General features: G+C 44.2%; 20 protein-coding genes, 1 tRNA gene and 3 pseudogenes. 15 read left to right on the plus strand and 9 right to left on the minus strand.

Annotated elements, in window-relative coordinates:
* Positions 1 to 251 precede the first annotated feature (251 nt).
* Positions 252 to 662 (plus strand): XRE family transcriptional regulator, encoded by a 411-nt coding sequence (locus GKZ87_16775; GenBank protein ID QSI27022.1) that lies wholly within the window; start codon positions 252 to 254, stop codon positions 660 to 662.
* Between the two features lie 448 nt (positions 663 to 1,110).
* Positions 1,111 to 2,949, plus strand: coding sequence for a hypothetical protein (locus GKZ87_16780; protein ID QSI27023.1), 1,839 nt, complete (start codon positions 1,111 to 1,113; stop codon positions 2,947 to 2,949).
* A gap of 230 nt (positions 2,950 to 3,179) precedes the next feature.
* On the opposite strand, the gene GKZ87_16785 is transcribed toward GKZ87_16780, so the two are convergent.
* The 5 genes from GKZ87_16785 to GKZ87_16805 all read right to left on the minus strand — a co-directional run bounded on the left by GKZ87_16785 (position 3,180) and on the right by GKZ87_16805 (position 8,310).
* Positions 3,180 to 3,389 carry a hypothetical protein gene (locus tag GKZ87_16785; protein QSI27024.1) on the minus strand — a complete coding sequence of 70 codons (210 nt, stop codon included), beginning with the start codon at positions 3,387 to 3,389 and terminating at the stop codon, positions 3,180 to 3,182.
* Positions 3,390 to 3,650: 261 nt separating this feature from the next.
* The gene (locus tag GKZ87_16790) at positions 3,651 to 4,073 is read right to left on the minus strand and encodes a hypothetical protein (GenBank protein QSI27025.1); all 423 of its coding nucleotides are present in this window, start codon (positions 4,071 to 4,073) and stop codon (positions 3,651 to 3,653) included.
* A gap of 297 nt (positions 4,074 to 4,370) precedes the next feature.
* Positions 4,371 to 5,267 (minus strand): glycyl-radical enzyme activating protein, encoded by an 897-nt coding sequence (locus GKZ87_16795; GenBank protein ID QSI27026.1) that lies wholly within the window; start codon positions 5,265 to 5,267, stop codon positions 4,371 to 4,373.
* Positions 5,260 to 7,530: a pyruvate formate-lyase gene (locus GKZ87_16800; GenBank protein QSI27027.1), complete on the minus strand. Its 2,271-nt coding sequence runs from the start codon at positions 7,528 to 7,530 to the stop codon at positions 5,260 to 5,262. Before GKZ87_16800 ends, GKZ87_16795 begins: the two co-directional genes overlap by 8 nt.
* A gap of 30 nt (positions 7,531 to 7,560) precedes the next feature.
* On the minus strand, positions 7,561 to 8,310 hold the full coding sequence (locus GKZ87_16805) for a putative N-acetylmannosamine-6-phosphate 2-epimerase (protein ID QSI27028.1): 750 nt from the start codon (positions 8,308 to 8,310) through the stop codon (positions 7,561 to 7,563).
* A 538-nt stretch (positions 8,311 to 8,848) separates the two neighbouring features.
* On the opposite strand from GKZ87_16805, the pseudogene GKZ87_16810 reads away from it, so the two are divergent.
* From GKZ87_16810 to GKZ87_16825, 4 genes and pseudogenes are all read left to right on the plus strand, one after another.
* A pseudogene (locus GKZ87_16810) lies at positions 8,849 to 9,310 on the plus strand (collagen-like protein).
* Positions 9,311 to 9,911: 601 nt separating this feature from the next.
* Positions 9,912 to 11,120, plus strand: coding sequence for an AAA family ATPase (locus GKZ87_16815; GenBank protein ID QSI27029.1), 1,209 nt, complete (start codon positions 9,912 to 9,914; stop codon positions 11,118 to 11,120).
* A 188-nt stretch (positions 11,121 to 11,308) separates the two neighbouring features.
* Positions 11,309 to 12,988, plus strand: a complete 1,680-nt coding sequence (locus tag GKZ87_16820) for a hypothetical protein (protein ID QSI27030.1) — start codon at positions 11,309 to 11,311, stop codon at positions 12,986 to 12,988.
* A 97-nt stretch (positions 12,989 to 13,085) separates the two neighbouring features.
* A pseudogene (locus tag GKZ87_16825) lies at positions 13,086 to 13,739 on the plus strand (collagen-like protein).
* 467 nt (positions 13,740 to 14,206) lie between these two features.
* On the opposite strand, the gene GKZ87_16830 reads toward GKZ87_16825, so the two are convergent.
* Positions 14,207 to 14,770: a hypothetical protein gene (locus tag GKZ87_16830; protein ID QSI27031.1), complete on the minus strand. Its 564-nt coding sequence runs from the start codon at positions 14,768 to 14,770 to the stop codon at positions 14,207 to 14,209.
* 501 nt (positions 14,771 to 15,271) lie between these two features.
* On the opposite strand from GKZ87_16830, the gene GKZ87_16835 reads away from it, so the two are divergent.
* Together GKZ87_16835 and GKZ87_16840 are read left to right on the plus strand one after the other, a co-directional pair.
* Positions 15,272 to 15,892 (plus strand): DUF4230 domain-containing protein, encoded by a 621-nt coding sequence (locus GKZ87_16835; GenBank protein ID QSI27032.1) that lies wholly within the window; start codon positions 15,272 to 15,274, stop codon positions 15,890 to 15,892.
* A gap of 15 nt (positions 15,893 to 15,907) precedes the next feature.
* The gene (locus GKZ87_16840) at positions 15,908 to 16,198 is read left to right on the plus strand and encodes a Dabb family protein (GenBank protein QSI27033.1); all 291 of its coding nucleotides are present in this window, start codon (positions 15,908 to 15,910) and stop codon (positions 16,196 to 16,198) included.
* A gap of 114 nt (positions 16,199 to 16,312) precedes the next feature.
* Here GKZ87_16840 and GKZ87_16845 read toward each other — a convergent pair whose 3' ends face one another.
* Complete coding sequence (locus GKZ87_16845) at positions 16,313 to 17,095, minus strand: DeoR family transcriptional regulator (GenBank protein ID QSI27034.1); 783 nt, start codon at positions 17,093 to 17,095, stop codon at positions 16,313 to 16,315.
* A gap of 201 nt (positions 17,096 to 17,296) precedes the next feature.
* Here GKZ87_16845 and GKZ87_16850 point away from each other — a divergent pair, with 201 nt between their 5' ends.
* The gene (locus GKZ87_16850) at positions 17,297 to 19,651 is read left to right on the plus strand and encodes an HAD-IC family P-type ATPase (protein QSI27035.1); all 2,355 of its coding nucleotides are present in this window, start codon (positions 17,297 to 17,299) and stop codon (positions 19,649 to 19,651) included.
* Positions 19,652 to 19,935: 284 nt separating this feature from the next.
* A tRNA-Arg gene (locus GKZ87_16855) sits at positions 19,936 to 20,010 on the plus strand.
* A gap of 47 nt (positions 20,011 to 20,057) precedes the next feature.
* Here the strand turns inward: GKZ87_16855 and GKZ87_16860 are convergent.
* Both GKZ87_16860 and GKZ87_16865 read right to left on the minus strand, forming a co-directional pair.
* A complete protein-coding gene (locus tag GKZ87_16860; GenBank protein QSI27036.1) occupies positions 20,058 to 20,291 on the minus strand; it encodes a hypothetical protein in 234 nt (77 codons plus the stop codon).
* Between the two features lie 227 nt (positions 20,292 to 20,518).
* Positions 20,519 to 21,214 (minus strand): annotated as a pseudogene (locus tag GKZ87_16865) (AAA family ATPase).
* 245 nt (positions 21,215 to 21,459) lie between these two features.
* Here GKZ87_16865 and GKZ87_16870 point away from each other — a divergent pair.
* The 5 genes from GKZ87_16870 (at position 21,460) to GKZ87_16890 (ending at position 25,541) form a co-directional block, all read left to right on the plus strand.
* A complete protein-coding gene (locus tag GKZ87_16870; GenBank protein ID QSI27037.1) occupies positions 21,460 to 22,659 on the plus strand; it encodes a helix-turn-helix domain-containing protein in 1,200 nt (399 codons plus the stop codon).
* A gap of 21 nt (positions 22,660 to 22,680) precedes the next feature.
* Positions 22,681 to 22,893, plus strand: coding sequence for a hypothetical protein (locus GKZ87_16875; GenBank protein QSI27038.1), 213 nt, complete (start codon positions 22,681 to 22,683; stop codon positions 22,891 to 22,893).
* 74 nt (positions 22,894 to 22,967) lie between these two features.
* The gene (locus GKZ87_16880; protein ID QSI27039.1) at positions 22,968 to 23,444 is read left to right on the plus strand and encodes a DUF3801 domain-containing protein; all 477 of its coding nucleotides are present in this window, start codon (positions 22,968 to 22,970) and stop codon (positions 23,442 to 23,444) included.
* Entirely contained in the window at positions 23,441 to 25,249 is a 1,809-nt protein-coding gene (locus tag GKZ87_16885) for a TraM recognition domain-containing protein (GenBank protein QSI27040.1), read from the plus strand. Before GKZ87_16880 ends, GKZ87_16885 begins: the two co-directional genes overlap by 4 nt.
* A 76-nt stretch (positions 25,250 to 25,325) precedes the next feature.
* Complete coding sequence (locus tag GKZ87_16890) at positions 25,326 to 25,541, plus strand: conjugative transfer protein (protein ID QSI28001.1); 216 nt, start codon at positions 25,326 to 25,328, stop codon at positions 25,539 to 25,541.
* Positions 25,542 to 25,609: the final 68 nt, after the last annotated feature.

Raw genomic sequence — 25,609 nt, forward strand, 5'->3', positions numbered from 1 at the left:
CAGGGCTTCACTTGGATACTTATCATTTTATCATAAAACACACAGGCAAACCATTGCGGCAGCTGCTTCAAAAGGAAAAGACATGCATCCCTATGGCAAACTATTACAAAACTGATCATATTTTATTCTTCCCATATGGAAATCGCTGCGTTAAACTGTAGGTAGCATGCATACAAAAAGATATCCTTGTGTATGATGATGCATTACGGTGTATACTGAATAAAGATACGTTTGGTACATGGAGGTGTGTTATGGACTTATTTGACGATGTGCAGCTGGCGCAGGAAAAGCTGGGAATTGATATGGAAGCATTGCTGGAAGCCATGGGAATCAGTGCCTGTGAAGGGGATCATACGGAGCAGGAGAATATTCTGCTTCATGCCTTTCTTACAGGGTTCTCCACACTTCCGCTCATTCATGTGGAAAATGATGATATCGTAAGAGCCATCCTGGATGTACTGCTGCATACATACCGGCTTCCCCTTTCCTTTCTTGCCTCGACGTTTGGTGTGAGTAATACGGATATCACAGCGTTTATGGAGGGAAAGGATCTTTCTCTGCAAAAAAAATATACACTGTCCGCACAGCTTTGCAGACTCAGCAATCTGCTTTTTCCATTTGCGGAAATGATGAAGGAATTAAAGCAAAGACAGCCTGAATAAACAATAGAACATGATTTTAGATGCGATGATCTATCACGGGAATGCTCTATTCGCATAAAAACGTTAACAGCAGGCTGCAGGGACAGCAGCTCCCATACCAAATGGGCTCCTCTGCATAGCCTTTTGATAATCCAATTGGAATATATAAGGGTTTACGTATTCTCCATGCTTATAAATGGCAGCTGTTATCCTTACCGATTAGACCGTGTTCCCTATGCGCTTTGCATACGCTTGCTCATGTTATTTATATAAGGCCGTGTTCCCTATAGCATTGTAAAAGCCAATCCTCCTTGCGTATGGCTGCGGGTATGAATGCATCTTTCCAGTCAGCAATACCCGGAGCAATTCCAATAGGAGAAGCATATGAAAGTGGCTTGTTTCATAGGAAAAAGGAAGCTGGAAAACAGTGTTTATACAAGCGGTATGCCTGTATGTTAGATATATAAGAATGGAGGTAACTATGAAATCCTGTCTTCAAACATTAAGAAACATCCGGAATGACTGCCTGTGGGACTGGAAAAGACTGCTGGCCTTTGAAATTGTTTATAAGCTATTTGGTGGACTGGTGCTGCTGCCTTTCTTTCAGCTGCTCATCCGTAAGAGCCTGGACTTCAGCGGTCTGCAATATTTGAATATGCAGGTGCTTTTTTCCTGGATCCAACGGCCCTTCTCCATCCTGACTGTTGTTCTGGTACTGCTCCTGCTGGGACTTTATGTATTTTATGAAATTATATTTCTCGTTTTTTATTATGAGCATGCATGGAATAAGCAAGTCTTTACCCTGCCTGGGCTCCTTATTACCTGTCTGCAGCAGGTACGGCGCACGCTGCATCCAAAAAACTGGTCCATTCTTTTAACGATTCTGTGTCTGCTTCCCTTCTCTGTGCTGTTACTGAAGCCCTCATCACTTTCCGGTATCCGGATACCGGAGTATTTCATAGATTTTCTTCGGGAAGCAGGTACAAAGTATTACGCCGCCTACCTCTTAGCGCTGCTGCTTATCAACCTTCTGGCATTTTATATGCTGCATGTGATTGCCGTCTTTCTATTGCAGGATAAAAGCTTTCGTACTGCCTTTCAGGAGTGCCGGCTGCTGTTGAAAAAACGAAAATGCAGACTGTTGCTTCAAAATCTGATTATGATGGCAGTGGTGGGAATCTTCCTTCTTCTGGTATATGCGTTCGCAATAGCCCTGCTTGTCCTTTTTGCCGATAAGGAAAATACCGCCTCCAATAGGACAGCCTTTCTCCTTAACTATATGCAATGGAGACAATACGCTGATTTTCTGTACCCAATCATTCTGTTCAGTATCGGACTCTTTGTCATGCTGTATAATTTCAAAAGCATCTGCGGGTATCAGGAAACACGAGGCGAGGCAAGAAAAAGAACAATTTCCTGGAAGCAGATTCTGCTTGGAACAGGAGAGCTTATCCTGACTGCTCTGCTCTTAGGGATTTACTTTGATTATCAGGGAAATGTCTATGAGCGGCTTCAGCTTGCAGAGAAGCCGGTTGCCATTGCAGCCCATCGTGCGGGAACAACCTTTACCCCGGAAAATACACTTCCTGCTCTTGCCTATGCGATTCAGGCAAAAGCGGATTATGCGGAAATTGATGTGCAGCAGTCACGGGATAAAAAGCTGTATGTTATGCATGATGTAAATTTCAAGAGAACAGCGGGCGTAAATAAAAATATCTGGGATGTAGACAGCAGCGAAATCGATACCTATGATGCTGGAAGCTATTTTTCCTATGCGTACAGAAACACGCGATTGCCAAGACTGGAGGACATGATCAGGAAAGCAGATGGCAATATAAAGCTGATGATCGAGTTAAAGAAAAACGGGCATGAAAAAAATCTCGTAGAGGATACTGTCGCACTTCTACAGAAATATAAATTTCAAAAGCAGTGTGTGATTGCCTCTATGGATTTGGAAATTTTGCAGCGTGTGAAAGAAATTGATCCGTCCTTTCAGACCGTATATATCGCGCCGGTAGCTTATGGTAACTACTATGAGCTTCCTTATGTGGATATCTACAGCATTGAATCCACCTTTGTAAATAAAAGTATGCTGCGTGCTCTGCATCAGCAGAATAAACAGGTCTTTGTATGGACGGTAAACAGGGATAAGGAATTGCAGCGCCTGCTGTCAATGGATATTGATGGAATCGTAACGGATAATCCGGAGCTTGCGGCCTTTTATAAGACGGCCAAAGGAAGGGATGTGCTTATATCCGATCTTCTTGCATGGCTGTATCCGCAAAAGGATGAGGCTGTATCCTACTAAAGGCGGCTGGCTTTCCTTCCTGCAATATATAAAAACAAAGTATATGAAAATTACGTAAATTTGCGAATATCTGCATTTTTAGAGCTATCCTGTACTATGAAATCCTTCACATCTTTGGGTGTAATGAAAAAAAGACCTCCAAATCCCTTGAGCTATGCAATCGATTTTGAAGTCTCTTAAATTTTAAGTTTCCTATTCCGGCAGTAGCATTCCTGTGCTTCTGCTCTTTTTTACTGTTTATACAGATGCTTTACGGCATCCTCGTACGTTGTGAACACTGTACGGTTGATCTGCGCACAATCAATACGGCAGAAGCCGCCACATTCCCCATAGCTGTCAATATGAAAAACAAAGCCGTCGGATGTTGTTTCCACATCTATGACATGCCCGTCATGAATCTGTCCTTCATCGATATAATAAACCAATGTGCCTTCCTTCATCACTATCATCTCCTATGTATAGGATATGCAAAAAGCTGAAAAAATACCAGCGATATGCAAAGCGGCATCACGGATATTCAAAACTACTCCGGTATACAGACAGCAAATACGTTCCGGTATTTTTTTTACATAAAAGAAAGCACGAATACCAGGGATAGGAAGCATCCTGTATTGGATTGCCTTTACATCCTTATCTATTGTTTTCCAGGAGCTGATGCCTGTATAGCGTAGATAACGCGATGACAGATCACAAAGCGATCATTAGACCTTCTGCTTTTCCTTTGCCTCCTCATCCCATTCCTGAATAACTTCCTCCAAAACCGCTGCTGCGGTTTCCACCGTATGCTCACATTTCTTTTCTTTGCTGTGATATACCGGTTTGATTTTTGCACATAAACGGGAGCCCATTTTATTCTGGAAGGCAATAACCAGCTTCTGTGTCAGAGGCCGGATAAAATCACAGTCATGCGCCTTTGTTTCCACATAGCGACTGGAAATTACACAGGCTGCACCGCTTAAAGCACCGCATACATCTCCAATCTGAAAGCCTCCGCCAAAAGCCGCTGTCATTACCATATCTTTATCATGTAGTCCGAGATCATATACCTCATTGCCTGCACGAATGATGCTTTCGGCACAGTTGTATCCCATCTGATAATATTTTACTGCAGTTTCCGCTAACATAGAAAAACTCCTCTCTTTTTCGTTTTTACGTATTCAGTATACCAAAAGTCTGGATTGATTGAAACAGTGATTTTGTTTTCTTTTCCAGTCAGATATGCAAAGCATTTCTTATGATGTATAAATGCAGATATCGCAAAATACGATACTTCTGCGTTCCTTTAACCATCGCCTGATTGGATGGTAAACGACATTACAATAGTATGCTCTGTATAATCATAAACAGAAACGCAGAAAGACTGTCGGACGTAGATCCGACAGCCTGCCTGGAAAACAGTGTATCTTCCTGGATTTCCTTTTCTATCCGCCGATGTTTGCCTGCAATCCCAGCTTGTTGGCAAAGCCCTGATAATACGCAAGATCTTCCTTCTGCAGCATTGTTTTGGATAACGTATACGGTTTTCCCATATGCTCATACTTCGTTTTTCCCAGTGTATGATAGGGAAGAAGATTAACCTGCCACACGCCGATGGATTTCAGATATGTCAGCATATTCTCCAGTAAGCACCTTTCATAATTGAAGCCGGGTATTACAGGAATGCGTACAATGACCTTCTTCGGATCAACCTTTAATAAATATTGTAGATTCCCCTTAATGAGGGCGCCGTTTCCTCCGGTTACCGTATGCAGGACAGCATCATCCAAGTGCTTGAAGTCAAACAGAAACAGATCAATCAGCGGCATCATGGATACCAGCAAATCCCTAGCGTAATTTCCGGTTGTTTCCACTGCGGTATGATAGCCCTCCTTTTTACAGGCCTGCAACAGCTCCCATAGCGCTGTATGCTGTACAAACGGCTCCCCTCCGCTGAAGGTCACACCCCCACCGGAATTATCATAATAGTCCTTATCCTTGCGAATCTCCTCCATAATCGTATCCAGACTCATATCGGTTCCCTGAAATTGTATGGCATCCTGCAGACATGTACGCTCACACTGACGGCAGCCCTGACAGCGTTCCTCATGATACGTGAAGCGACCCTGTTCAAAGGTGATGGCCTGCATTGGACATACCTGCTCACACTGGCGGCAGCTTACACAGCGTTCCTTATAATGAAACATTGTACTTTCTGCTTTCTGTGTTTCCGGGTTTGCACACCACGGACAATACAGCGGACATCCCTTTAAAAAGACTGTTGTACGGATACCCGGGCCGTCATGTGTCGCAAACCGTTCTATATTGGTTACGTTAATCATACAGCATCCTGCTTAACAGCTCATCCTGTATATCCTTTGTCAGATTCACAAAGACTGCGCTGTAGCCTGCAACACGGACTATCAAATCCGGGTAGTTTTCCGGATGCTTCTGGGCGTCCTCCAGTATTCCGTGATCCACAACCGTCACCATCAGCTGACAGCCTCCCTTTTTGAAATACGTATCAAACATACTTCTGATCTTTGTACGATCCTCATTGAACATACGCGGCGTAAATTTAATATTCTGTACACTGCCTCCATGATACTTCGCCTGGAAACGGCTTAGAGAATTCAGGCAGGCAGTCGGTCCGCTTTTCGCAGCACCGCCCTGCGGATTATTGGCAGGATTCATAAATACTCCTGTTTTTCGTCCATCCAGACTGGCAAAGGTCTGATGCCCCCAGTCCGTATTTGTCTGATTGTTGGAAATCACGATCAGATAATATCCCAGACCGGCATCAATTCCACGCTGCCGGATGCCCTTTGCGACATATTCAAACAGATCGTTTGCCAGTTCATCACATTCCGTTTTATCATTTCCGTATTTATCCACAGTAAGCAAATCCTTGCGGATACGCTCATAGCCTTCAAAATTGGCAAGCTGTGCCTCATGCAGCTGCGGTAGCGTGTATACCTGATCCTCATAGACCAGCTTGCGAATTGCATACAGCGCATCACTCGTATTGATATTTCCATAGGTTTCATTGGTACCGCCCAGTATTTCCACACCGCCATCCAGCAATGCCTTTCCGCGAGTGATGCAGTCATCCATCAGAATGGAGGTAAACAGGAAGGAAACCTCCTGATTCATAACCTCATAGGAGTGCTTCTGTGCTTCCACGCTGAGGTCAAAATAATAAGCAAGCAGCTCCTTATATTTTGTATAAAGCTCGTCAAAGGTTGTAAAGGCGGAGCAGTCCGGAATGGCTACTGGCCCGTTTTTGGCCTTTCCATCCATCGGATCGATTCCTGCATTCAATGTGATGTTGAGAATTTTTAAAAGGTTTAATAAAGTGTTCGGTGTCCCGACGCTTTTTCCCTGAATGACAAATTCCCCGCATCCAAAGGGAACATACTGCTGTGCTGTTGCACGATCCACACGCATCGCATACATGACGGCATCCACGTTGACATCATCATTGTATAAGGTGGGATACGTAGCACCGGAGCCGATGCAGTCATATGCCATGTCCAGTATATCGTCCGGTGTGTCCTTGCAGATACGTAAGGTAAACTGCGGTTCCACATAACGGGTATCCCGGCAGACACGCAGACAGATGCGGGCAAAGGTATCCGCTTCCTTTGGATGCTCTCTTCCCTCTCCACCGACAATGATGCGGCCGTTTACGGTGGTACGACGGTTTTCTATCATTTTCCACAGGGATTTCAGATAACGGTAGGCTTCCTCTTCATCCAGTATGCCATCGTCCAGGTCACGCTGCAGATACGGGCCGAGTACATCATCCATGCGGCCGTAATTGATAACTCCAGCGACCAGGGCGTAAATCCAGAACAGCTGCAGTGCCTGATGAAAGGTGGAAGGCTTCTGTGTACGAATGACAGCTAAATCCCTTTCCATCAGCTCCAGATCACGAAGCCGCTGAAGGCTAGCAGACTGCTTCGCTTCCCGCACCAGCGCAATCTGGCGGTCAATAACCTCCTGCAGCAGCTGTAAACTATCCAGACAGCTGTGTAAAAACGCATTGGATTTTTGTGAACGGATAAGCTCCTTCAATCCCTCCAGCCCATACTCCATCAGCTTTTTGTAATTCAGCATCATACCGGACAGGCGCGCAGTTGCCATGAACGGATACGAGCAGTCGATAAAGCGTCCGGTTGTATCCTCATTCAATACATCCGCACAATATATCGCCTTGGTATCATGATTTTCCCAATATGCATACAGCGCATCCACTCTTGCACGCTCCTGCTCTGTGTCCAGCTGTTCCTTAAAGGCGCGCAGCTTATGAAAAACGCAGTAATGTCCAACGCCGCCAATGCTGGTAACACTGCCAAAGCCGATGGGGAGAAAATCCAGACGTCCCGCAAGAAGATCATCGCTTTCAATGCTTCGAAACAATGCAGGGAAGATGGTACGCAGACAGCGGATTTCACGCTCTGCCTTATCCATGCCTGCACTGTCCTTATGAGCCTGTGTATAAGCCTCCATGATGGCAAGCTGTTCCTGTGGTGATTTTTCGCAGGGAATCGGCTTGGATACCTCAACATTCTGCGCCCCGTCAATACTGATTTTCTTTTTCATGCTCCTGTGCCTTCCTTTCCAATTACGATGCTAGTGCTTTGCCTTTTCTGCTTCTCTCCAGTTATCCTGATAACCGCCAAGCAGGTCGACAAAGCGTTTTGCGGTCAGATGCGGACGTGTGATAGCACTGCCGACAACGACGGAGTGTGCTCCCAGATAAATGCACTTCATCGCATCCTCCGGTGTATAGATGTGTCCTTCCATCATAACAAAGGCATCATCCTTAAAGGTTCTGCACATTTCCGCAAACATACGGTAATCGGCTCCCTCGATATGCTCTGTTTCCTTTGTATAGCCATACAGTGTTGGTGCAACAATGTCAGCACCGTTTTCCACAGCGCGAGCAGCCTCCTCCATATTGGATACGTCTGCGAAGATGATTGCCTCCGGAATTTCCTTTTTTACGGTTTTAATCAGATCCCATGCCTGTGTCTTTTCATGCGTAATCTGTGCTGTGCAATCCAAGGCGATGATTTCAGCTCCTGCCTCCCATACTGCTCTTGCGGCTTCCATGGTCGGTGTAATGAAGACATCCGTATCATCGTGCCAGATTTTCCATAGCCCGATCATTGGCAGATCCACCTTATCCTTAATTGCTTTGATTTGTTCCGGAGAGTTTGCACGGATTCCCACCGCACCTGCCCATTTAGCAGCCTCCGCCATTTTTACAACGATGTCATCGGTATAGATTGGGTCATCTTTCTGTACCTGACAGGATACGATCAGTCCGTCTTTCAGACTGTCCAGCAATGCTCTTTTCTTAGGATCAGTAGTTTTCATTCCATGTTCTCCTTTTCTATGTCCTTACTTCAATTTTATTATAAAAGCATTTCCAGAGGTTGTCAATCATTTTATTTCATTTCAATTTATTTTGATTCATAACGATTCACATATGAAGTGATTTCCTATTGGTAAGTCTGCATTTTTTTGTATATGAATACGGAAGGATGGAAGCTGCATATGACATGATAAGGAACAGGAAAATATATGGTGTGAAATAACCGTTCCAGAATTTTTGCTGCAGTTCCTTTACAGACACAAAGACTCTACGCCTATAACCAAAGCCAGGTAAGTATCCTGTTATCTTTTTCTTAAACTTATCATTGACCCGGAGTCAGCTTTCGGTGTTATAGTAAAAGCAAAGGTACAGAAAGCTTTAGGAGGTATCCATATGACAATTTCATGTTTGATATTTCAACCGATGCGCCACTAGTCCATAATCGAATGATAGGCATTTGCCATGAGCATAACATCCTGCAACACATAGGATAAAGCGGATAAGGATTTATCTGAATTCCCGACAGGATGAGGTGAAATGATGACATATCAGGATGATTATTATGACGATTATACAGACGACTTTGCTGCAGAGGATGCATCGATGCGGCAAGATGACACTGGAGTGGAAGCATGCTGCTGTGAACCCTACCCGAACGGATGCTGTCCGCCGGGACCAAGAGGGCCAAGAGGCTTTCGGGGGCCTGCCGGACCAACTGGACCAATGGGGCCTACGGGGCCAGGCGTTGGAGAAACCGGGCCAATCGGGCCAACGGGCGCGACAGGAAATACGGGAGCCGATGGAGCGACTGGGCCGACTGGGCCTCGCGGTGTTACCGGAGCAACAGGGGCTACCGGCGCATCCGGCATAACCGGCGCTACCGGGGCGACAGGCGCTGATGGGGCTACTGGGCCGACTGGGGCAACTGGCCCTGCTGGAAGCAATGGCCCACAGGGGCCAATCGGGCCGACAGGTGCTACTGGAGCACCAGGGGTTACAGGTGTAACCTTACAGTTCCGATGCGATTTTATGGGAAAACAATCAGATTCTAACCTACATACAATTTCGAAGTATGGAAAAATGACGGAAGTAAACCGAAATCTAAAAAGCAGTATCAAAGTCACACATTCTTATATGTAACACAAAAAACGTTCTATTTATTCAAATATATGAATAAGGTGGGATTGGAGGGATATCATGGCAAATAGAAAAAGCAAGCAGTATACAATTAAGCTTCATTTTGAGGATGCAAAGGAGGATTTTGGTAAGATATTGGAATATCATTTCTTATTATTGATCAAAAGCTTAAGAAATGAATAAGTATTAGTGTTGTATCTGTGTATGACTTAGTAAGTAGCTGCAGTAACGTCAGCAATATATACCTGAATAGAAACTTTACGATGGCATAAATATGGAAAGGGACGAATAGCATAGGATGTTGTGCTTTGATTAAACCTTTTTCCAGTCACTATAACGAAAATATTAGTAAGATAATTCCAAAAAGTCTTGCAAAATAATAGTTTTGTGACATAGAGTCCAAAAACTATTGACACTATGATAATTATGGGATAAGGTTAATATAAAAGTACAGGAGAATTTTAATATGGAAAAAATAGAACGAACACAGTATCTTGATAAGTTAATCGCCTTTAAGGATAAAAAAATTATGAAGGTTATTACTGGAATAAGAAGATGCGGCAAATCCACGATGATGGAGATGTATCAGGAATATTTGCTTAGCCATGGGGTTTTACAGGAACAGATTATCGCGATCAACTTAGAAGATTATGATTATTATGAGCTACGTGATCCCATGAAGTTACACGCATATATCAAGGAACGGCTTGTCGATGGAAAACAAACCTATATCTTTATCGATGAAATTCAGCAGTGTGAATCTTTCCCCAGGGTTGTGGACAGTTTATATATTAAAAAGGATACAGATCTTTATCTAACAGGATCAAATGCCTATATGCTTTCCAGCGAGCTTGCAACTTTGCTTTCTGGACGCTATGTAGAAATAGCAATGCTGCCTCTATCCTTTTATGAGTACGTTAAGGCAACGAAAAATGAAGCTAATCTTGCACTGGCATATCGTGAATATCTTGAAACCAGTTCTTTTCCATATGTATTAGAGTTAAGAGGACAACCAAAAGAAATCAGGGATTATCTGGACAGTATCTATAATACAATCGTTGTAAAGGATATATCAAAGAGAAAAAAAATAGTAGATTCCATGATGCTGGAGAGTATCGCAAGATTTGTATTTGATAACATTGGCAGTCAGATGTCTACCAAAAAAATAGCAGATACGATGACCTCGAATGGCAGAAAAATTGATGTAAAAACAGTAGAACGCTATGTACATGGGCTTGTGGAAAGCTTTATTATCTATCAGGCAAAGCGTTATAATATCAAAGGAAAGCAATATCTGAAGACTTTGGATAAATATTATGTAGCGGACATTGGAATGCGAAATATGCTGCTCGGGACGCGTGCTGCAGATGTAGGTCATGTACTTGAAAATGTGATTTATCTGGAATTGATACGTAGAGGATATGATGTATACGTTGGGAAAATTGATGATTTAGAAATTGATTTTGTCGCTATGGAGCAAAAATCTATTCTTTATGTACAGGTTGCAGCTACTGTAAGAGATGAAAAAACATTAACAAGAGAGCTTGCATCCTTACAAAAAATAAAGGATCATTATCCAAAGCTGCTGCTCACCTTAGACGAAGATCCTGAAGCAGATTATGATGGAATTCGTCGTTTGAATGCCTTGGACTGGCTCATGGATACAACACGATAGCTTTGTAACAATACTAAGACCTTATAGGATGATAGGGTCTTTTTTTATAGACTGATGAATAGATTGGAAATAGAAGGGGGAACAGAACAGTGATAACGAAACATCATCGCGTCCACCGGGTTTTATAAGGGACTGCTATATAAAAAATGCGAATATAAAAATTGCATGGTTTTCTAAAGTACAAATGCATGTTAAAGAAGCACGGAAATTGTGCTTATTATTTAATAAAGAGAAGGGTGAGTCACATTATGAATGGATTTCTTTCCAATTACAAGGCTGCCGGATATGAACGTTTATCCCGTGAGGATGATAGAAAGGACGAAAGCTCGTCCATAGCAAGTCAAAAAATGATTATTGATTCCTTTGCTAAATTTAATAATCTTACAATTATCGAGCATTATTGTGATGATGGATTTACAGGATCTAACTTCAATCGTCCCGGCTTCGAGCAATTAAAAGAAGCAATCGAAGATGGACGCATAAATTGCGTTATTGTGAAAGACTTATCTCGCTTAGGCAGAGAGCTTTACGAAACGGGCGCTTATATAGAAGAATACTTCTTATCTAAGAATATCCGGTTTATCGCAATCAATGATGGCTATGATTCAGAGGTTGGTGATGCTATGCTGGGTATTCGGTTAAGTGTTAATGATTTGTATCTCAGAGATACATCAAAAAAAATAAGATCAACATTCGATGCGAAACGGAAAAAGGGCGATTATATTGGTTCTTATGCGAAATTCGGATATATGAAAAATCCTGAAAATCCAAAGCAGCTCATTCGTGATCCAAAAGCAGATCACATCGTTATTCAAATATTTGAATGGATAGCCAGTGGTGTGGGAATAAGTACGATAGCACACCGCCTGACAAAACAAGGCATTCCGATTCCATCGATCTATAAAAAAGAGCATAGATCAAATATTCAAAAGGAATTAAATGAGGGAAATGGTATATGGCGCCCACAAACAGTAAAGAGCATTGCCACTGATAAAATGTATTTGGGTCATATGGTGCAGGGCAGATGGAAGAAAATGAGTTATAATTCAAAGAAATTATTAGAATTGCCGCAAGCTCAGTGGATTGTAGTGGAAAATACACATGAACCTATTGTTTCGCAGGAATTATTCGATAAGGTACAAAAGGAATTAAGCAATAGGAAGCGATATGCCGCAAAGAATGAGAAAAAGCATTTGCTTCAGGGATTATTAAGGTGCAAGGATTGTGGACATAATATGAGCATATTTGCAAGGAAGAATAAAAGCTTTACATCCTATAGTGCTGAATGCAATTTCTATTCCAAATATAGTAAATACGGTATGTGTTGTACACATCGTATTGATTATCAGGTTTTAGAAGATGCTTTATTACATGTTCTAAAGGAAGCAGGGGAAGCGTTTCTTTCTGAATACGATGATGAAGCACTGATTTCAAAAGCAGTAATGATCCAACAAAAGGAATTGATTCAAAATCAGCAGGAGCTTCATAAACTTGAATCAGAAAAGGAGAAAAACCAAAAAATCATCGCCAATCTATACGATGACCGCTTGAATGAAATTATATCTGCCAGGCAATATGTTATGATGTCAAAGAGGTATGATGATATTTTAGATGCATTGGAGAAAAAGGAAGAGGCAGTGAAAGCAAAAATTAAAGCATTTCCTGCTGTAGACAAGCAAAAGGAAATCAATGAAATCAGAATACTTTTAAAGCAATTCGTAATATTTGAAAAACCTACACACGAACTGATGTTTCAATTAGTTGACAAAATAGAGGTGGATAAAGATAGAAATATCGAAGTATACTTCAAGAGCGATATTTCGAAATATATTGGTATGGTAAGAAAAAAAGGCGAAATTGTCTCATAAGCAGATAGTGCGCTAATGCTTCTCATAGATGCTGTGTTACAGGCAAAACGTTACAGATCCGAAACAATTTGATGATAAATGTTCTCGAAAATGCAGCGTTACAGGCCCGACGGGGAATATTGGCCCAACAGGAATGGATGGCAGAGACGGGCCGACCGGCGCAACCGGAGCTACCGGAGTCACCGGCGCGACAGGGGCGACAGGGCCTCGCGGTGCGACCGGAAATACCGGAGCTGATGGGGCAACCGGACCGAGCGGGCCAACAGGGGCAACCGGGCCGCAGGGGGAAAGAGGTCTGCAGGGAGTCACCGGCGCAACAGGGGCAACAGGAGCCACAGGGCCTCGCGGCCTTGGTACACAATCCTTCGCCAGCTTTGCGGATTTTGCGGACTCCTTTGTGGACAATCAGCCAATGGCGCTGCATCCAAGCATTGCAGATACAACACAGAATATCACATCTACTTCTACGACCAGATTGCTATTACAGCCTGGCTTCTATCAGATTTCTCTGGAGGTTAGCACGATATTGACAACTGCCGGCTATATGCAGATCACCCCGGCCTACAATGGTGCTCCACACATTGAATTTGGTATTTATTCACGAACGGGTTCCCCGCAAAATACTGCGGAGGGAAGCAGTCACTTCCTTATTGAGGTGACACAGGCAACCCCGTTTACGGTCAATTACAATTCCAATGTTGCCAATACAGACGGTCAGCTGACACTGGTCATTGTAAAGCTGGAGCGCTGAATCTATTGAAAAAGGACGGATACATTATATATCCGCCCTTTTCGCATGAGGCTAATCACCTCATCCTTTCCAGTAATGTGATCATCTTGGGGATAGATCATCACATGCTTATATTTTACATAAAAAAATAGATTTTGTAACAAATCGCGCTTAACTTGATATTTATTTTTATTTTTTCCAATAATTGCGTTTCTAACAGAAAATCGTCAAATATACAGCAGGATAGCAATTCCATATGCTACCGTACAGATCCTTTTCTGTTCCCTGTCCATAATGCCAAGCAACGATAGCAGCTTTTAAAAGGGGGGCTCCTCATATTCTGCAGCAGCCGTTCCAGACGTTTTTTTACAGAAGACGTCTTATGAATATAACGGAAATTTATTTACGCTATGTGATAAATCAACACCATATTCGAAGCTCAAGCAATATCCATTTGTCATAAAGAAAAGATGTACACAGTCTGCACATCAGATTCCCATATCCTCTATAATCAACGTTTCCAGCGTTCTCCAAATCCAGATATCACTCACTGCATCCAGAAGCATACAAATACCGGTTCCAATTACCATAAATTCACTATGCAGATGAAACTGCAGGGCCAGACCAGCCGTTGCAATCATTTTCGCAGCAGTAACGATCGCCGCAATCCACCACCTTGCATATCGTAAATGGCGAATCCTTCCCGTTACAATCATATTACTGAAGGCATGGATAAACGTAACAAAAGCCAGTACGGCAGGCAGAGTATCATAAACCTCCTCCGGATTTGTCAGCATCCACACACCAAGAAAGCTGACCAGCAGGCACTCAATCAGGGACAGCAGTGATATCAGAAACCGTTCATCCTCCTCGAGAAACAGGATCAGCTGCGGTACTCCCTGAAACAACAGCATGATTCCTCCGATAAACGTCATCAACTCCGGACTTACCGGATATAAAATCATGAACATGATACCAAAGCAGCTCCACATCAGTGACTGATAAAATCCGTTCCACTTCAGTCTATGTACGTACTTAATAGAAAAAAGCATACCATCCCTCCAAGTGTATCCATATGGTATCACGAACTGTCTGGAAAAGAAAGCATGAATCGAAAAAACATAAAAGAAAGCAGAAGCAGGATTCTATTTCACAGCTGCACCATAACATACAGGCTCATATAATAGGAAAAGCTGCCGCTCTACTTTACAGTCCCTTACATAATAAAGAAATAGAAATCACAAGGACTGTAACAGCTGCCTTAGTTGAACACCCCTTCCATCATTCCTTTTCTGAAGCTGATGCAGCCAACAAAGCTGCACTGCCTGTACCTCATGACTGAGGTAGTACTCCTCTTTGCTTCCTTATACTTCATTCGCGACAGCATATCCGCAGATATTTTTTCAAGCTGCACATTTTCAACAGCACAAAACAGTTGGCGATATGATCTGCTTGCTTGTAATACAGCAAACAGAAAGAAAAATGTAAGAATATCTCATATAGGCTAAGTCCTGCAAATATGGTATAATTTTACCTGTAACGGGAGGTAGCGAATGAAAATACTGGATACCCTGGGGAAAACTAAGAAGGCCATTGGCGGAGTTATCGCCATATGCATACTGGCTGCGGCTATATTCTTTGCAGGAACCATTTTCGGAGGAAAGCAGAGTGAACCGAAAATTACATCAACAGCCCTGACACAGCAGCTGCAGGAGGTAAGCGATCTGGCTGTTATGGAATATAATTATACAAAGGTTGGTAAATTTGAAAATTCTCTGACATTGAACGGATGGAATATTCCCTTAACAAAAAAGAGCTTTCTGCTTACTTATGCAGGGCAGCTGAAAGCCGGGGTTCATATGGACCAGGCAGAGGTAGAGGTCAAGGGGAACACCATCACCGTATTCCTGCCAGAGGTTGAGATTCTAAGCAATGTCATTGATGAGAAAAGCATTGAGGTATACGATGAAACAAAAAATATTTTTAATCCCATCAGCATTGAGGACTACACAGCGTTTGCCACGCAACAAAAGGATAAGGTTGCGGATGAAGCAGTTGAAAACGGACTGCTTAGTGAAGCGGCAACGAAATCACAATCCGCAATCCGCAAGTTTTTCAATATGATACCGGAAATTAAGGAGCATTACAGCATTGAGGTTCAATTCAAATCCTAGGAGGTTATAAAAGCTATGGTTAAGCATGTGTTATTTGTGAAAATGAAGAATCCTTCCCGCGAGGAATGTGAAAAGGTAAAAGCATTATTTTTATCCATGAAGGAGCAAATTGATTTCATTCGTGATCTGCAGGTCGGAATCGACTATTTGCATTCCGAACGCTCCTACGATGTTGTCTTGGAGCTAATCGTAGATGACAGACAGGCGCTGGAGGACTACCAGAAAAACGCCTATCATGTGGAAAAAGTAAAGCCGTATATCCATGCTGTACGCAGCGGCAGTGCAACGGTTGATTACGAATTTTAGCAGAAGTACGCAGAGTTAGAAGCATTTATTTCATACTTATATAAAAAGCATACAGATCACTGTACGTGATGGATTCCCCGCATCCTCACAGTATCCTGTATGCTTTTATTTTTATTATTCTGCCAGATATAGCTGTACACCCAGCTGCTGATATAGCCTCTGTATATCCTCATGCAAAGCAGCATCGCTTAATATTCCCTGTATTTGTGATAATTGACATATCGTTTTGAATGCCTTTTTTGAGAATTTACTGTGATCCGCACAGACAATCGTAGCCTCTGCACACTCATGCAGCAGCAGCTTCATAATATTCTCATCCGTTGCCGAGCTGGTAATACCTGCTGTTGGATCAACACCGTTGGGAGACAGGAAAAACAAGTCACTGTTCATGTGCTTCATCGCCGCAAGCGCTACATCATCATGAAAGGATTCATGCTGCTTGTCAAGCCTTCCTGCCATTAGGAAAACCTCTACATGCTCACTGTGGACAAGCGCATTGGCAACCGGGAGTGAGTATGTGATAACCGAACAGCTGCGTGTTGATTCCGCCAGCTTTTTGGCAATCGCATAACAGGTTGTACCGGCATCAAGGGCAACGCTCATCCCCTCTTTGATCAAATGCTTTACAGCATAGTCAGCCATATGCTCCTTTAAGTCCATATGCAGGGACTCTCTAGTCGTGAAAATTGTATTCTGCGGCATACGTCCTGTAGAAACCGCACCACCGGGAATACGTTTTAAAAGCTGCTTTTTTTCAAGCAGGGTAAGATCATTACGGATGGTTGCCGGTGAGACATGAAACAGCTCGCATAGTTCAGAAACCTGCATGTGCTCCTGTTCCTGAAGTACCTCACAGATGCGCTGATGCCGCCGCCTTGCTTTCTTATCATTATTCATTTCACTCACCTCATATACACATTTCATTATAACAGAATTCCCGCTGCCTGTGCATCCATGCACTTTTTTTTCAGCATTTTTTAAGAATTTATGTATGATATCCATTACATTATAAAAAGTTTATAGTTTATTAAGAAGATGCGAAAGGTTTCTTTACGATTATTGTCCATAATAGAGCATAAAGAAAGCTCAGGTGATGAAATGGAATTTACAAACTATACAATAACAGGCTTACAGCAGAAACAGGTAGAGGAACGTATTCTGAAGCATCAAAAAAACAGCGCGTCACGCTCGATTACGAAAACACGGCGTCAGATTTTCAAGGAAAATATATGCACCCTGTTCAATCTGCTTAATATATTGATTGCGCTGGCACTGATTCTTGTCAACGCATGGTTCAATCTGATGTTTCTGGCGGTTATTTTCTGCAATATCAGCATCGGCATCCTGCAGGAGCTGCATGCGAAAAAGCTGGTGGATCAGCTGTCCCTGCTTATGAGCCAGAAGGTATCCGTCATGCGCGATGGCAGGCTGTTGCAGATCGACGCTCAGGAGCTTGTACTGGATGATATTATGGTACTGTCCAGCGGTGAACAAATCATATGTGATGCCTTGCTGGTACAAGGAGAGGCTGAAATCAATGAGGCATTATTAAGCGGAGAGTCTGATCCGGTTCATAAGCGTGCAGGAGATCAGCTTCTGTCGGGAAGCTCACTTATTTCCGGGAAATGCTATGCAAGGGTGCTTCATGTCGGTGAGGATAATTATGCCAACCGAATTGCCAGTGAGGTAAAGGAGGTGCGTTCTGTCAATTCCCGTTTGTTAAGGGCGATGAAGCAGGTTACCCGTTTAACCGGAATTGCAATCATTCCCCTCGGCCTTCTGTTATTCTTAGAGGCCTGGGGAATCCGGGGAGATTCCCTTCAGGAAAGCGTCATTACCAGCTCTGCCGGACTTCTGGGAATGCTTCCCAAAGGTCTGGTTCTTCTCATCAGTGTATCCCTTGCGGCCGGTGTCGGACGTATGGCTAAGCACAGGGTTCTCGTACAGGATTTGTACTCTCTGGAAACACTGGCAAATGTGGATATTCTCTGTCTGGATAAAACAGGTACGATTACTACCGGAGATTTAAAGGTGGAAGCCATGTGGACACTTCACGGGTATACACAGAAGGATATGGAGTATATACAGTCCTTTCTGTATCACAGTGATGACAATAATGCAACGTATCAGGCACTTTGCGAATCGTTCGGTACCAAAGCGGTTTACACCCCGGTATCCCGTATTCCGTTTTCTTCTGTGCGGAAATGGAGCAGTGTCACGTTTGCCGAATACGGTACATTGATTATGGGAGCTCCGGATAAGCTGCTTCCCACACTTGATCCCAGCTTCACAGAAGCAATGGAGGAAGGAAAACGTATCCTTTTGATTGGAAGGTGTAAAAACGAGCTTGTGGAAGATCAGCCTCTGCCTGCGGTTGTTCCCTTATGTGCTGTTGTATTGTCGGATACCGTACGTCCAAATGTTGAAAAAACACTGCAGTTTTTCAAAGAGGAGGGTGTGGAAATCAAAGTAATTTCCGGCGATCATATTACTGCTGTTTCTGCCATTGCCAGAAAGGCGGGGTTGCATAGCTGGAATGCCTGTGTTGATATGAGCAGTGTCGGTAATGATGTAAAGACAATCGAACAGCTCGCAGGGCAGTATTCCGTCTTTGGCAGAGTAACACCGATACAGAAAAAGCTGCTTGTTCAGTCAATGCAGAAGCATGGGCATTCCGTCGCTATGAGCGGTGATGGTGTGAATGATATGCTGGCATTAAAGGAGGCAGATTGCAGTATCGCTATTGCGCAGGGAAGCGATGCGGTCAAGCAGATGTCCCAAATCGTACTGCTGGATTCCGATTTTTCCACACTGCCGCTGCTTGTACAGGAGGGACGCCGTGTTGTGAATAATGCGACCCGTGTAGCCGGTGTATTTTTCATTAAAACAATCTATTCGGTATTGCTCTCCATAATCTGTATCGGTATGAATCTTCCGTTTCCGTTTATCCCCGTTCAAATCACACTGATCGACCTTGCCATCGAGGCCTTTCCTTCCTTTCTTACCATGCTGGAGCCGGATCATAAGAAGGTTTCCGGAGATTTTCTTACCACGGTTTTGCGCAATGCGCTTCCAAATGCGATAGCCATTGTGTTCAGCTTTTTGTCGATTGAGTATATGAGGGAAGGATTTTCTATCCGTTATGAAGAAGCAGTTACGATGATGTATTTATGTGTTTCCGTTATATCCATGCTTTCCGTTTATCGTTCCCTACGGCCATGGAACCGGCTAAGAGCATTGGTCTGCCTGTGTATGACAGCCGGCTTTGTATTGGCAATCGTACTTTTCCACAATCTGCTGCACTTAACGGTGCTTTCTTACCGCCTTGGTATTCTGAGCGTCATTCTCATTATGTCGGCCATTCTGCTTCGCCAGATTCTGATTCTCTTGCTGCCCTTGATTCCTGCCCTGCGACCGGAAAAGAGGAAATCCCGGCAGCACTCCCTATCTTAATGTTTAAAGAACACGAAACAGTGCATACTTTCCATAGGAGTGCTGTTTTGTTTTCTTTTGCATTCCCGTACGCTGCCTGCTTATGTGTATAAATAAATTGATCATATTCCTTCTGATATTGGGTTAAATTTTTACGTTTATCATCTTTTCATTATCAAAGATTATGGTATAATACTAAAGACGGCATTTCGTTTATCCCGTTATTGTATAAGAAAAATGCAGGAATGCTCCAGCTTCCGTTACGGATATATACAGTTTTAGAATAACCGGGATATTTCACAGCTACCCTCGTAGGTAAACGGATATACCACAGCTCTCCTAAAGCTGGATTTCCAGTTCGATTCTGGACGAGGGTGCCATTTTAAAGGTTTTTTGACACTTTACATGAAATTGTAAGGTGTCTTTTTTATTTGTAATTGACCTTCACACAAAAAGTTTGTGAAATTTTAGCTTGGTAATTTTGTAGAAATCGTACCATGTCCTGAGTTTTTGCTAAAAAGAAAATTTGTTCCTGTTTTCCACATTCCCAAAAAGAAAATAGGAGACACCCCTTATTTTTTAATGCTTCTACAAATTGATTCATCAGACGCGGATTATATGTAAAAATAGATACCATTACTGTTTCTGCGCCTGCGTTCATCTACTACACATTCCATTGTTTTTATTTTGTCTAAATGAAAAAATGACATAATAATATTAGTTATTGTACCTCAAATATTGTATTTCAGATATAGAAAGGATATAGGCGCGCATCAAACTGCATATCCAACCTCAAGCGGTCAGAAACCTATATCCACAGAGAGTTTAATCTCTTTCTACTCAAAATATACCCTGTTCATTTTCATATGCAAATATTTATACATTTTGTTAGATTAATAGATCATTATGTGTTAAATCACTAGCAATATAACCCACTGTTTTACGTTCACCTTTCTTTACAATTAAACCTAAAGCGATTAACTTGTTTAAGTATCGATCCAAACTGGTCAAAGGAATCTTAGTTTTCTCAAAGATTTTTTTTCTATTTAAATTAGGATATTCTTTGATCACATTTAAAACAACCTGTTCTTTTTCACTTAATGCATATTCTAATGCCCCATTTAATGCCCCATTTAATGCCCTACTTTCTTCCTTTACAACCCATAATTTAAGATTTGTCATTCTCATTTCTTGATTCTCACTCAACTCTGGAACTTTAAATCCTTCTAATCTTGAAGGCTCTAATATTTTATCATACCCAGATCCAGCGCTTTCTCCAAATCCAATAAACCTAAAAAGCTTTTGTAAGGTGATATTTCTAGGAACAGATATTCCCCCTTGATATATTTGTTCAATAGGTAATCTTAGTAAGCTCGGATTTGAATAAGAAATATATTCCTCCTTTTTTACAATCAATATTGAGCAACTTTCCTCTTTAAAATCAGCATGAATGACTGAATTAACCAGTGCCTCTCTTGCAGCTACATGAAGTTTAGTTTCATCATTTCTTTGCAAAGAATCTCTCATTTGAAATGGAACAGGGTATTCAGAGATAAGTTTAGGGTATACTTTTATAATAAAATTTTAGGTTATCGCTGAAAGCCCCGGAAATACGGGCATTTCGCAGGATATGAGAACTCAATTTACTACCAATTTACTACTTTCGGATTGAGCCGCATATATGCTGAACCATACTGCTAATACCCGCCACCCCAAATACGGCACATCATAAATTGAATACGACACCGTAAACGCGGCGTTCCTCTTTCCCGTCATGGGAGAACAGGACGCCGCTTTTTTATGCCCAAATAGAGAAAGGAGGCGACGCCATGCTATTTACTTCCGGCCCTGACCGGGCGTTTGAACGGCTGATGCAGGAAAAGCCCGGTTTCGATCACTACGACGGCGGCGGGGCGGACGCGCCGGAGGATTGCGGCACCTGCCGATTTTACCGCCCGGATTGGAAATATCAATTCTGCCAGTTTGCAGAGTGTCCCTATCAGCCGGGCAAGCTGACCGACTATGCAGCGGTCAAATTCACAGTGAAAGGAGCGAACAACGCTATGGCAGTTTTCCGTGTGGAAAAGAACAAAGGCTATACGGTGATGTCAAATCACCACCTGCGGAATAAGAACCTGACCTTAAAGGCCAAGGGCCTGCTGTCGCAGATGTTGTCCTTGCCGGAGGATTGGGACTATACCCTAAAAGGACTGTCCTATATCAACCGGGAAAGCATCGACGCGATCAGGACAGCGGTATGGGAGCTTGAAAAAGCTGGATATATCCGGCGTGAGCAGGGCCGTGACGCAAAAGGCAAAATGGCCGATATGGTCTATACCATCTACGAACAGCCGGTATTGGAAAACCCGGTATTGGAAAATCCAACATCGGATAACCCGGTGTTGGAAAATCCGACATCGGATAATCCGGCGTCGGAAAATCCAACGCAATTAAATAAAGAAGTACAAAGAACTGACTTATCAAAAAAAGAAAAAATAATTACAGATGGACAAAGTACCCATTCCATTCCTATCCCATCCCCGACCCCTGCCCCTATGGAGGGCGAGGCAGCGGCTACGCCGCCGGAACGGAAAAGGACAGGAAAGGATGAGGCTGTACGGATTTATCGGGAAATCATTTTGGAGAACATCGAGTATGCCTATCTCATTCAGGACAGGAGCATTGACCGTGAACAGCTTGACGAAATCGTAGACCTGATGCTGGAAACCGTCTGCACCGCCCGAAAGACAATCCGTGTCGCCGGGGACGACTACCCTGCCGAGCTGGTGAAATCCAAGTACATGAAGCTGACCGGCGAACATATCCGCTTTGTCCTTGACTGTCTGCGGGAGAACACAACGAAAGTCCGCAATATCAAACAATACCTGCGGGCTATGCTGTTCAACGCCCCCAGCACCATTTCCAACTACTACACGGCCCTTGTCGCGCACGACATGGCACAGCCCGATTGGGGAAAGCCTAAATCCGGCCTGCCGGACTATTCCTGCGGCGAGGGCGAAAGCCTGTAACGAGAAAAGGAGGACGACCCTATGAAGCAGGGCGCATTGATTTTTGACGAGCGAACAGACCGTTACGACATCCGCTTTGATCTGGCCGACTATTACGGCGGCCTGCATTGCGGGGAGTGTTTCGACGTGATGATCGGCGGCAAATGGAGGCCCACCCGCATTGAAATGGCCGAAAACTGGTATCTTGTCGGCATCCGGGCCGACGACCTTTCCGGCCTGCGGGTGCGGATTTGACCTATATCTACCTGCGGCGTCTGGTGGTTCCGCCTTAGACGCCGCTTTTGACTTTCTGACAAGGAGGGATGCGATTGCAGGAAGAAGTTACTCAAAAGACCATTGCCCTGTCCATGAAAACGGGCAAGCTCACGGCTCAAGTGCTGCAAGCGGCGCTGAAAAAGTACCTGCAACACCGGGCCAAGGGCAAAAACACGCTGCACCACGGCCAGCAGAGCCTAAAGCAGCTTAAAAAGCATGGGGCTGATCTCTCCAACATTGAGATCACCGAGGCCAACATTGGAGCGTTCAAGCCATGCGCCAAGAAATACGGCGTGGATTTTACCTTACGAAAAGATAAGACCACCCAGCCGCCCCACTACGTTGTGATTTTCAAGGCCAAGGATGCAGATAACCTTGATCTGGCGTTTCGGGAGTTTACCGCCAAGACGCTTTCCAAGGAGCAGCGGCCCTCTATCCGCAAGGTTTTGTCCGCTGTGAAGCAAAAGGCGGCGGCCCAGACCAAGCAGCGGGCCAAGGAGAAAATCAAGGAAAGGGGGCTGGAACTGTGAAGCCTGACGTAAAGAAATTGCTGATCCTGAACCTCCCGTATCTGATTTTTGTGTACCTGTTTGCGAAATGCGGGGAGGCGTACCGGCTGGCCGCTGGTGCTGACCTGTCGGGGAAGCTCCTGCATTTTGCGGATGGTTTTGCGGCGGCTTTTGCCAACCCGCTGCCAAGCCTGCACCTGTTTGACCTGTGTATCGGTATCGCCGGTGCCGTGATCGTGCGGCTGGTGGTGTACTGCAAGAGCAAGAACGTGAAGAAATACCGCAAAGGCATGGAGTATGGCAGCGCCCGCTGGGGGACGGCCAAAGACATAGCGCCTTACATCGACCCCAAGTTTGAAAATAATATCCTGCTCACCCAAACGGAACGGCTTACCATGACCGGCAGGCCCAAAGACCCCAAGACAGCGCGGAATAAAAACGTGCTGGTGATCGGTGGCAGCGGTTCAGGGAAAACGAGATTTTTCGTGAAACCCAACCTGATGCAATGCTTTCCGACCACGGACTATCCGACTTCGTTTGTGGTGACAGATCCGAAAGGCACTTTGGTTCTGGAAACCGGCAGGATGTTCCAGCAGGCGGGCTACCGCATTAAAATCCTGAATACCATTAACTTTTCCAAGTCCATGAAGTACAACCCCTTTGTCTACATCCATTCGGAAAAGGACGTGCTAAAGCTGGTAAATACCCTGATTTCCAACACCAAGGGCGAGGGGGAAAAGTCAGCGGAGGATTTTTGGGTGAAGTCGGAACGGTTGTTTTATTCGGCCCTGATCGGCTATATCTGGTACGAGGCCCCAGCGGAGGAAATGAACTTCTCAACGCTGCTGGAAATGATAAACGCCAGTGAAGCCCGCGAGGACGACCCGGAGTTTCAAAGCCCCGTCGATCTCATGTTTGAGCGTTTGGAGCAGAAAGACCCCGACCATTTTGCGGTGCGCCAGTACAAGAAATTCCTGCTGTCCGCAGGCAAGACCCGTTCTTCCATCCTGATTTCATGCGGTGCCAGACTTGCGCCCTTTGACATCCGGGAGGTACGCGAGCTGATGGAGGACGACGAAATGGAGCTGGACACCATCGGGGACGAAAAGACGGTGCTGTATCTCATTATGAGCGATACGGACACGACCTTTAATTTCATTCTGGCTATGCTCCAAAGCCAGCTAATCAACCTGCTTTGTGACCGGGCTGATGATGTGTACGGCGGGCGGCTGCCTGTCCATGTACGCCTGATTTTGGATGAATTTGCCAACATTGGCCAAATACCCAATTTCGATAAACTCATTGCCACCATTCGAAGCCGTGAAATATCGGCCTCTATTATTTTGCAGAGCCAGTCGCAGCTAAAAGCGATTTACAAGGACGCCGCCGAGATCATTTCGGATAACTGCGATAGTGTGCTTTTCCTTAGTGGGCGCGGCAAAAATGCCAAGGAGATTTCCGATGCGCTGGGGAAAGAAACGATTGACAGTTTCAACACCAGCGAGAACCGGGGAAGCCAAACGTCCCACGGATTGAACTATCAAAAATTAGGAAAGGAGTTGATGTCCCAAGACGAAATTGCCGTGATGGACGGCGGCAAGTGTATCTTGCAGCTACGGGGTGTGCGCCCGTTTTTATCGGAGAAATTCGATATTACCAAGCATCCCCGGTACAAATACCTTGCCGACGCCGACAAGAAGAATACCTTTGACGTGGACAGATTTTTGACTATCACGCGCCGGAAACGGCAGCAAGTGGTAACGCAGGATGAAGTATTCGACCTGTATGAAATCGACCTGTCGGACGAGGACGCCGCCGCTGAATAAACAGCGGCTTTTTTCATTCCAACAACAAAATCAAAAAATCATTATGAGCCGGAAACCGGCAGAAAGAGGTAAATTTATGGCATTTTTTAATTCCGCAGTTACTACTTTGCAGACTATCGTGATCGGACTGGGCGGCGCTCTGTGCGTATGGGGCGGCATCAATCTGTTGGAGGGATACGGGCAGGACAATCCGGGGGCAAAATCGCAGGGTGTCAAGCAGCTTGTCGCTGGCGGCGGCGTGGCCCTGATCGGTGTCACTCTGGTTCCCCTGCTGTCCGGGCTGCTGGGCTGATCCTGGCCTTTGTCCCTGTCCAAACCCTTAACTAATCGCCTCCGCGTCCTCCCGGCCAGACCGGGAGG

It is taken from the genome of Erysipelotrichaceae bacterium 66202529, from assembly GCA_017161075.1.
Lineage (GTDB): Bacteria > Bacillota_I > Bacilli_A > Erysipelotrichales > Erysipelotrichaceae > Clostridium_AQ.

What these genes read in the sequence shown, in the direction of transcription:
- GKZ87_16775 (QSI27022.1), top strand. Translation starts at nt 252, where the DNA reads ATGGACTTATTTGACGATGTGCAGCTGGCGCAGGAAAAGCTGGGAATT.
- GKZ87_16780 (QSI27023.1), top strand. Translation starts at nt 1,111, where the DNA reads ATGGAGGTAACTATGAAATCCTGTCTTCAAACATTAAGAAACATCCGG.
- GKZ87_16785 (QSI27024.1), bottom strand. Translation starts at nt 3,389, where the DNA reads ATGAAGGAAGGCACATTGGTTTATTATATCGATGAAGGACAGATTCAT.
- GKZ87_16790 (QSI27025.1), bottom strand. Translation starts at nt 4,073, where the DNA reads ATGTTAGCGGAAACTGCAGTAAAATATTATCAGATGGGATACAACTGT.
- GKZ87_16795 (QSI27026.1), bottom strand. Translation starts at nt 5,267, where the DNA reads ATGATTAACGTAACCAATATAGAACGGTTTGCGACACATGACGGCCCG.
- GKZ87_16800 (QSI27027.1), bottom strand. Translation starts at nt 7,530, where the DNA reads ATGAAAAAGAAAATCAGTATTGACGGGGCGCAGAATGTTGAGGTATCC.
- GKZ87_16805 (QSI27028.1), bottom strand. Translation starts at nt 8,310, where the DNA reads ATGAAAACTACTGATCCTAAGAAAAGAGCATTGCTGGACAGTCTGAAA.
- GKZ87_16815 (QSI27029.1), top strand. Translation starts at nt 9,912, where the DNA reads ATGGAAAAAATAGAACGAACACAGTATCTTGATAAGTTAATCGCCTTT.
- GKZ87_16820 (QSI27030.1), top strand. Translation starts at nt 11,309, where the DNA reads ATGTTAAAGAAGCACGGAAATTGTGCTTATTATTTAATAAAGAGAAGG.
- GKZ87_16830 (QSI27031.1), bottom strand. Translation starts at nt 14,770, where the DNA reads ATGCTTTTTTCTATTAAGTACGTACATAGACTGAAGTGGAACGGATTT.
- GKZ87_16835 (QSI27032.1), top strand. Translation starts at nt 15,272, where the DNA reads ATGAAAATACTGGATACCCTGGGGAAAACTAAGAAGGCCATTGGCGGA.
- GKZ87_16840 (QSI27033.1), top strand. Translation starts at nt 15,908, where the DNA reads ATGGTTAAGCATGTGTTATTTGTGAAAATGAAGAATCCTTCCCGCGAG.
- GKZ87_16845 (QSI27034.1), bottom strand. Translation starts at nt 17,095, where the DNA reads ATGAATAATGATAAGAAAGCAAGGCGGCGGCATCAGCGCATCTGTGAG.
- GKZ87_16850 (QSI27035.1), top strand. Translation starts at nt 17,297, where the DNA reads ATGGAATTTACAAACTATACAATAACAGGCTTACAGCAGAAACAGGTA.
- GKZ87_16860 (QSI27036.1), bottom strand. Translation starts at nt 20,291, where the DNA reads ATGAACGCAGGCGCAGAAACAGTAATGGTATCTATTTTTACATATAAT.
- GKZ87_16870 (QSI27037.1), top strand. Translation starts at nt 21,460, where the DNA reads ATGCTATTTACTTCCGGCCCTGACCGGGCGTTTGAACGGCTGATGCAG.
- GKZ87_16875 (QSI27038.1), top strand. Translation starts at nt 22,681, where the DNA reads ATGAAGCAGGGCGCATTGATTTTTGACGAGCGAACAGACCGTTACGAC.
- GKZ87_16890 (QSI28001.1), top strand. Translation starts at nt 25,326, where the DNA reads ATGGCATTTTTTAATTCCGCAGTTACTACTTTGCAGACTATCGTGATC.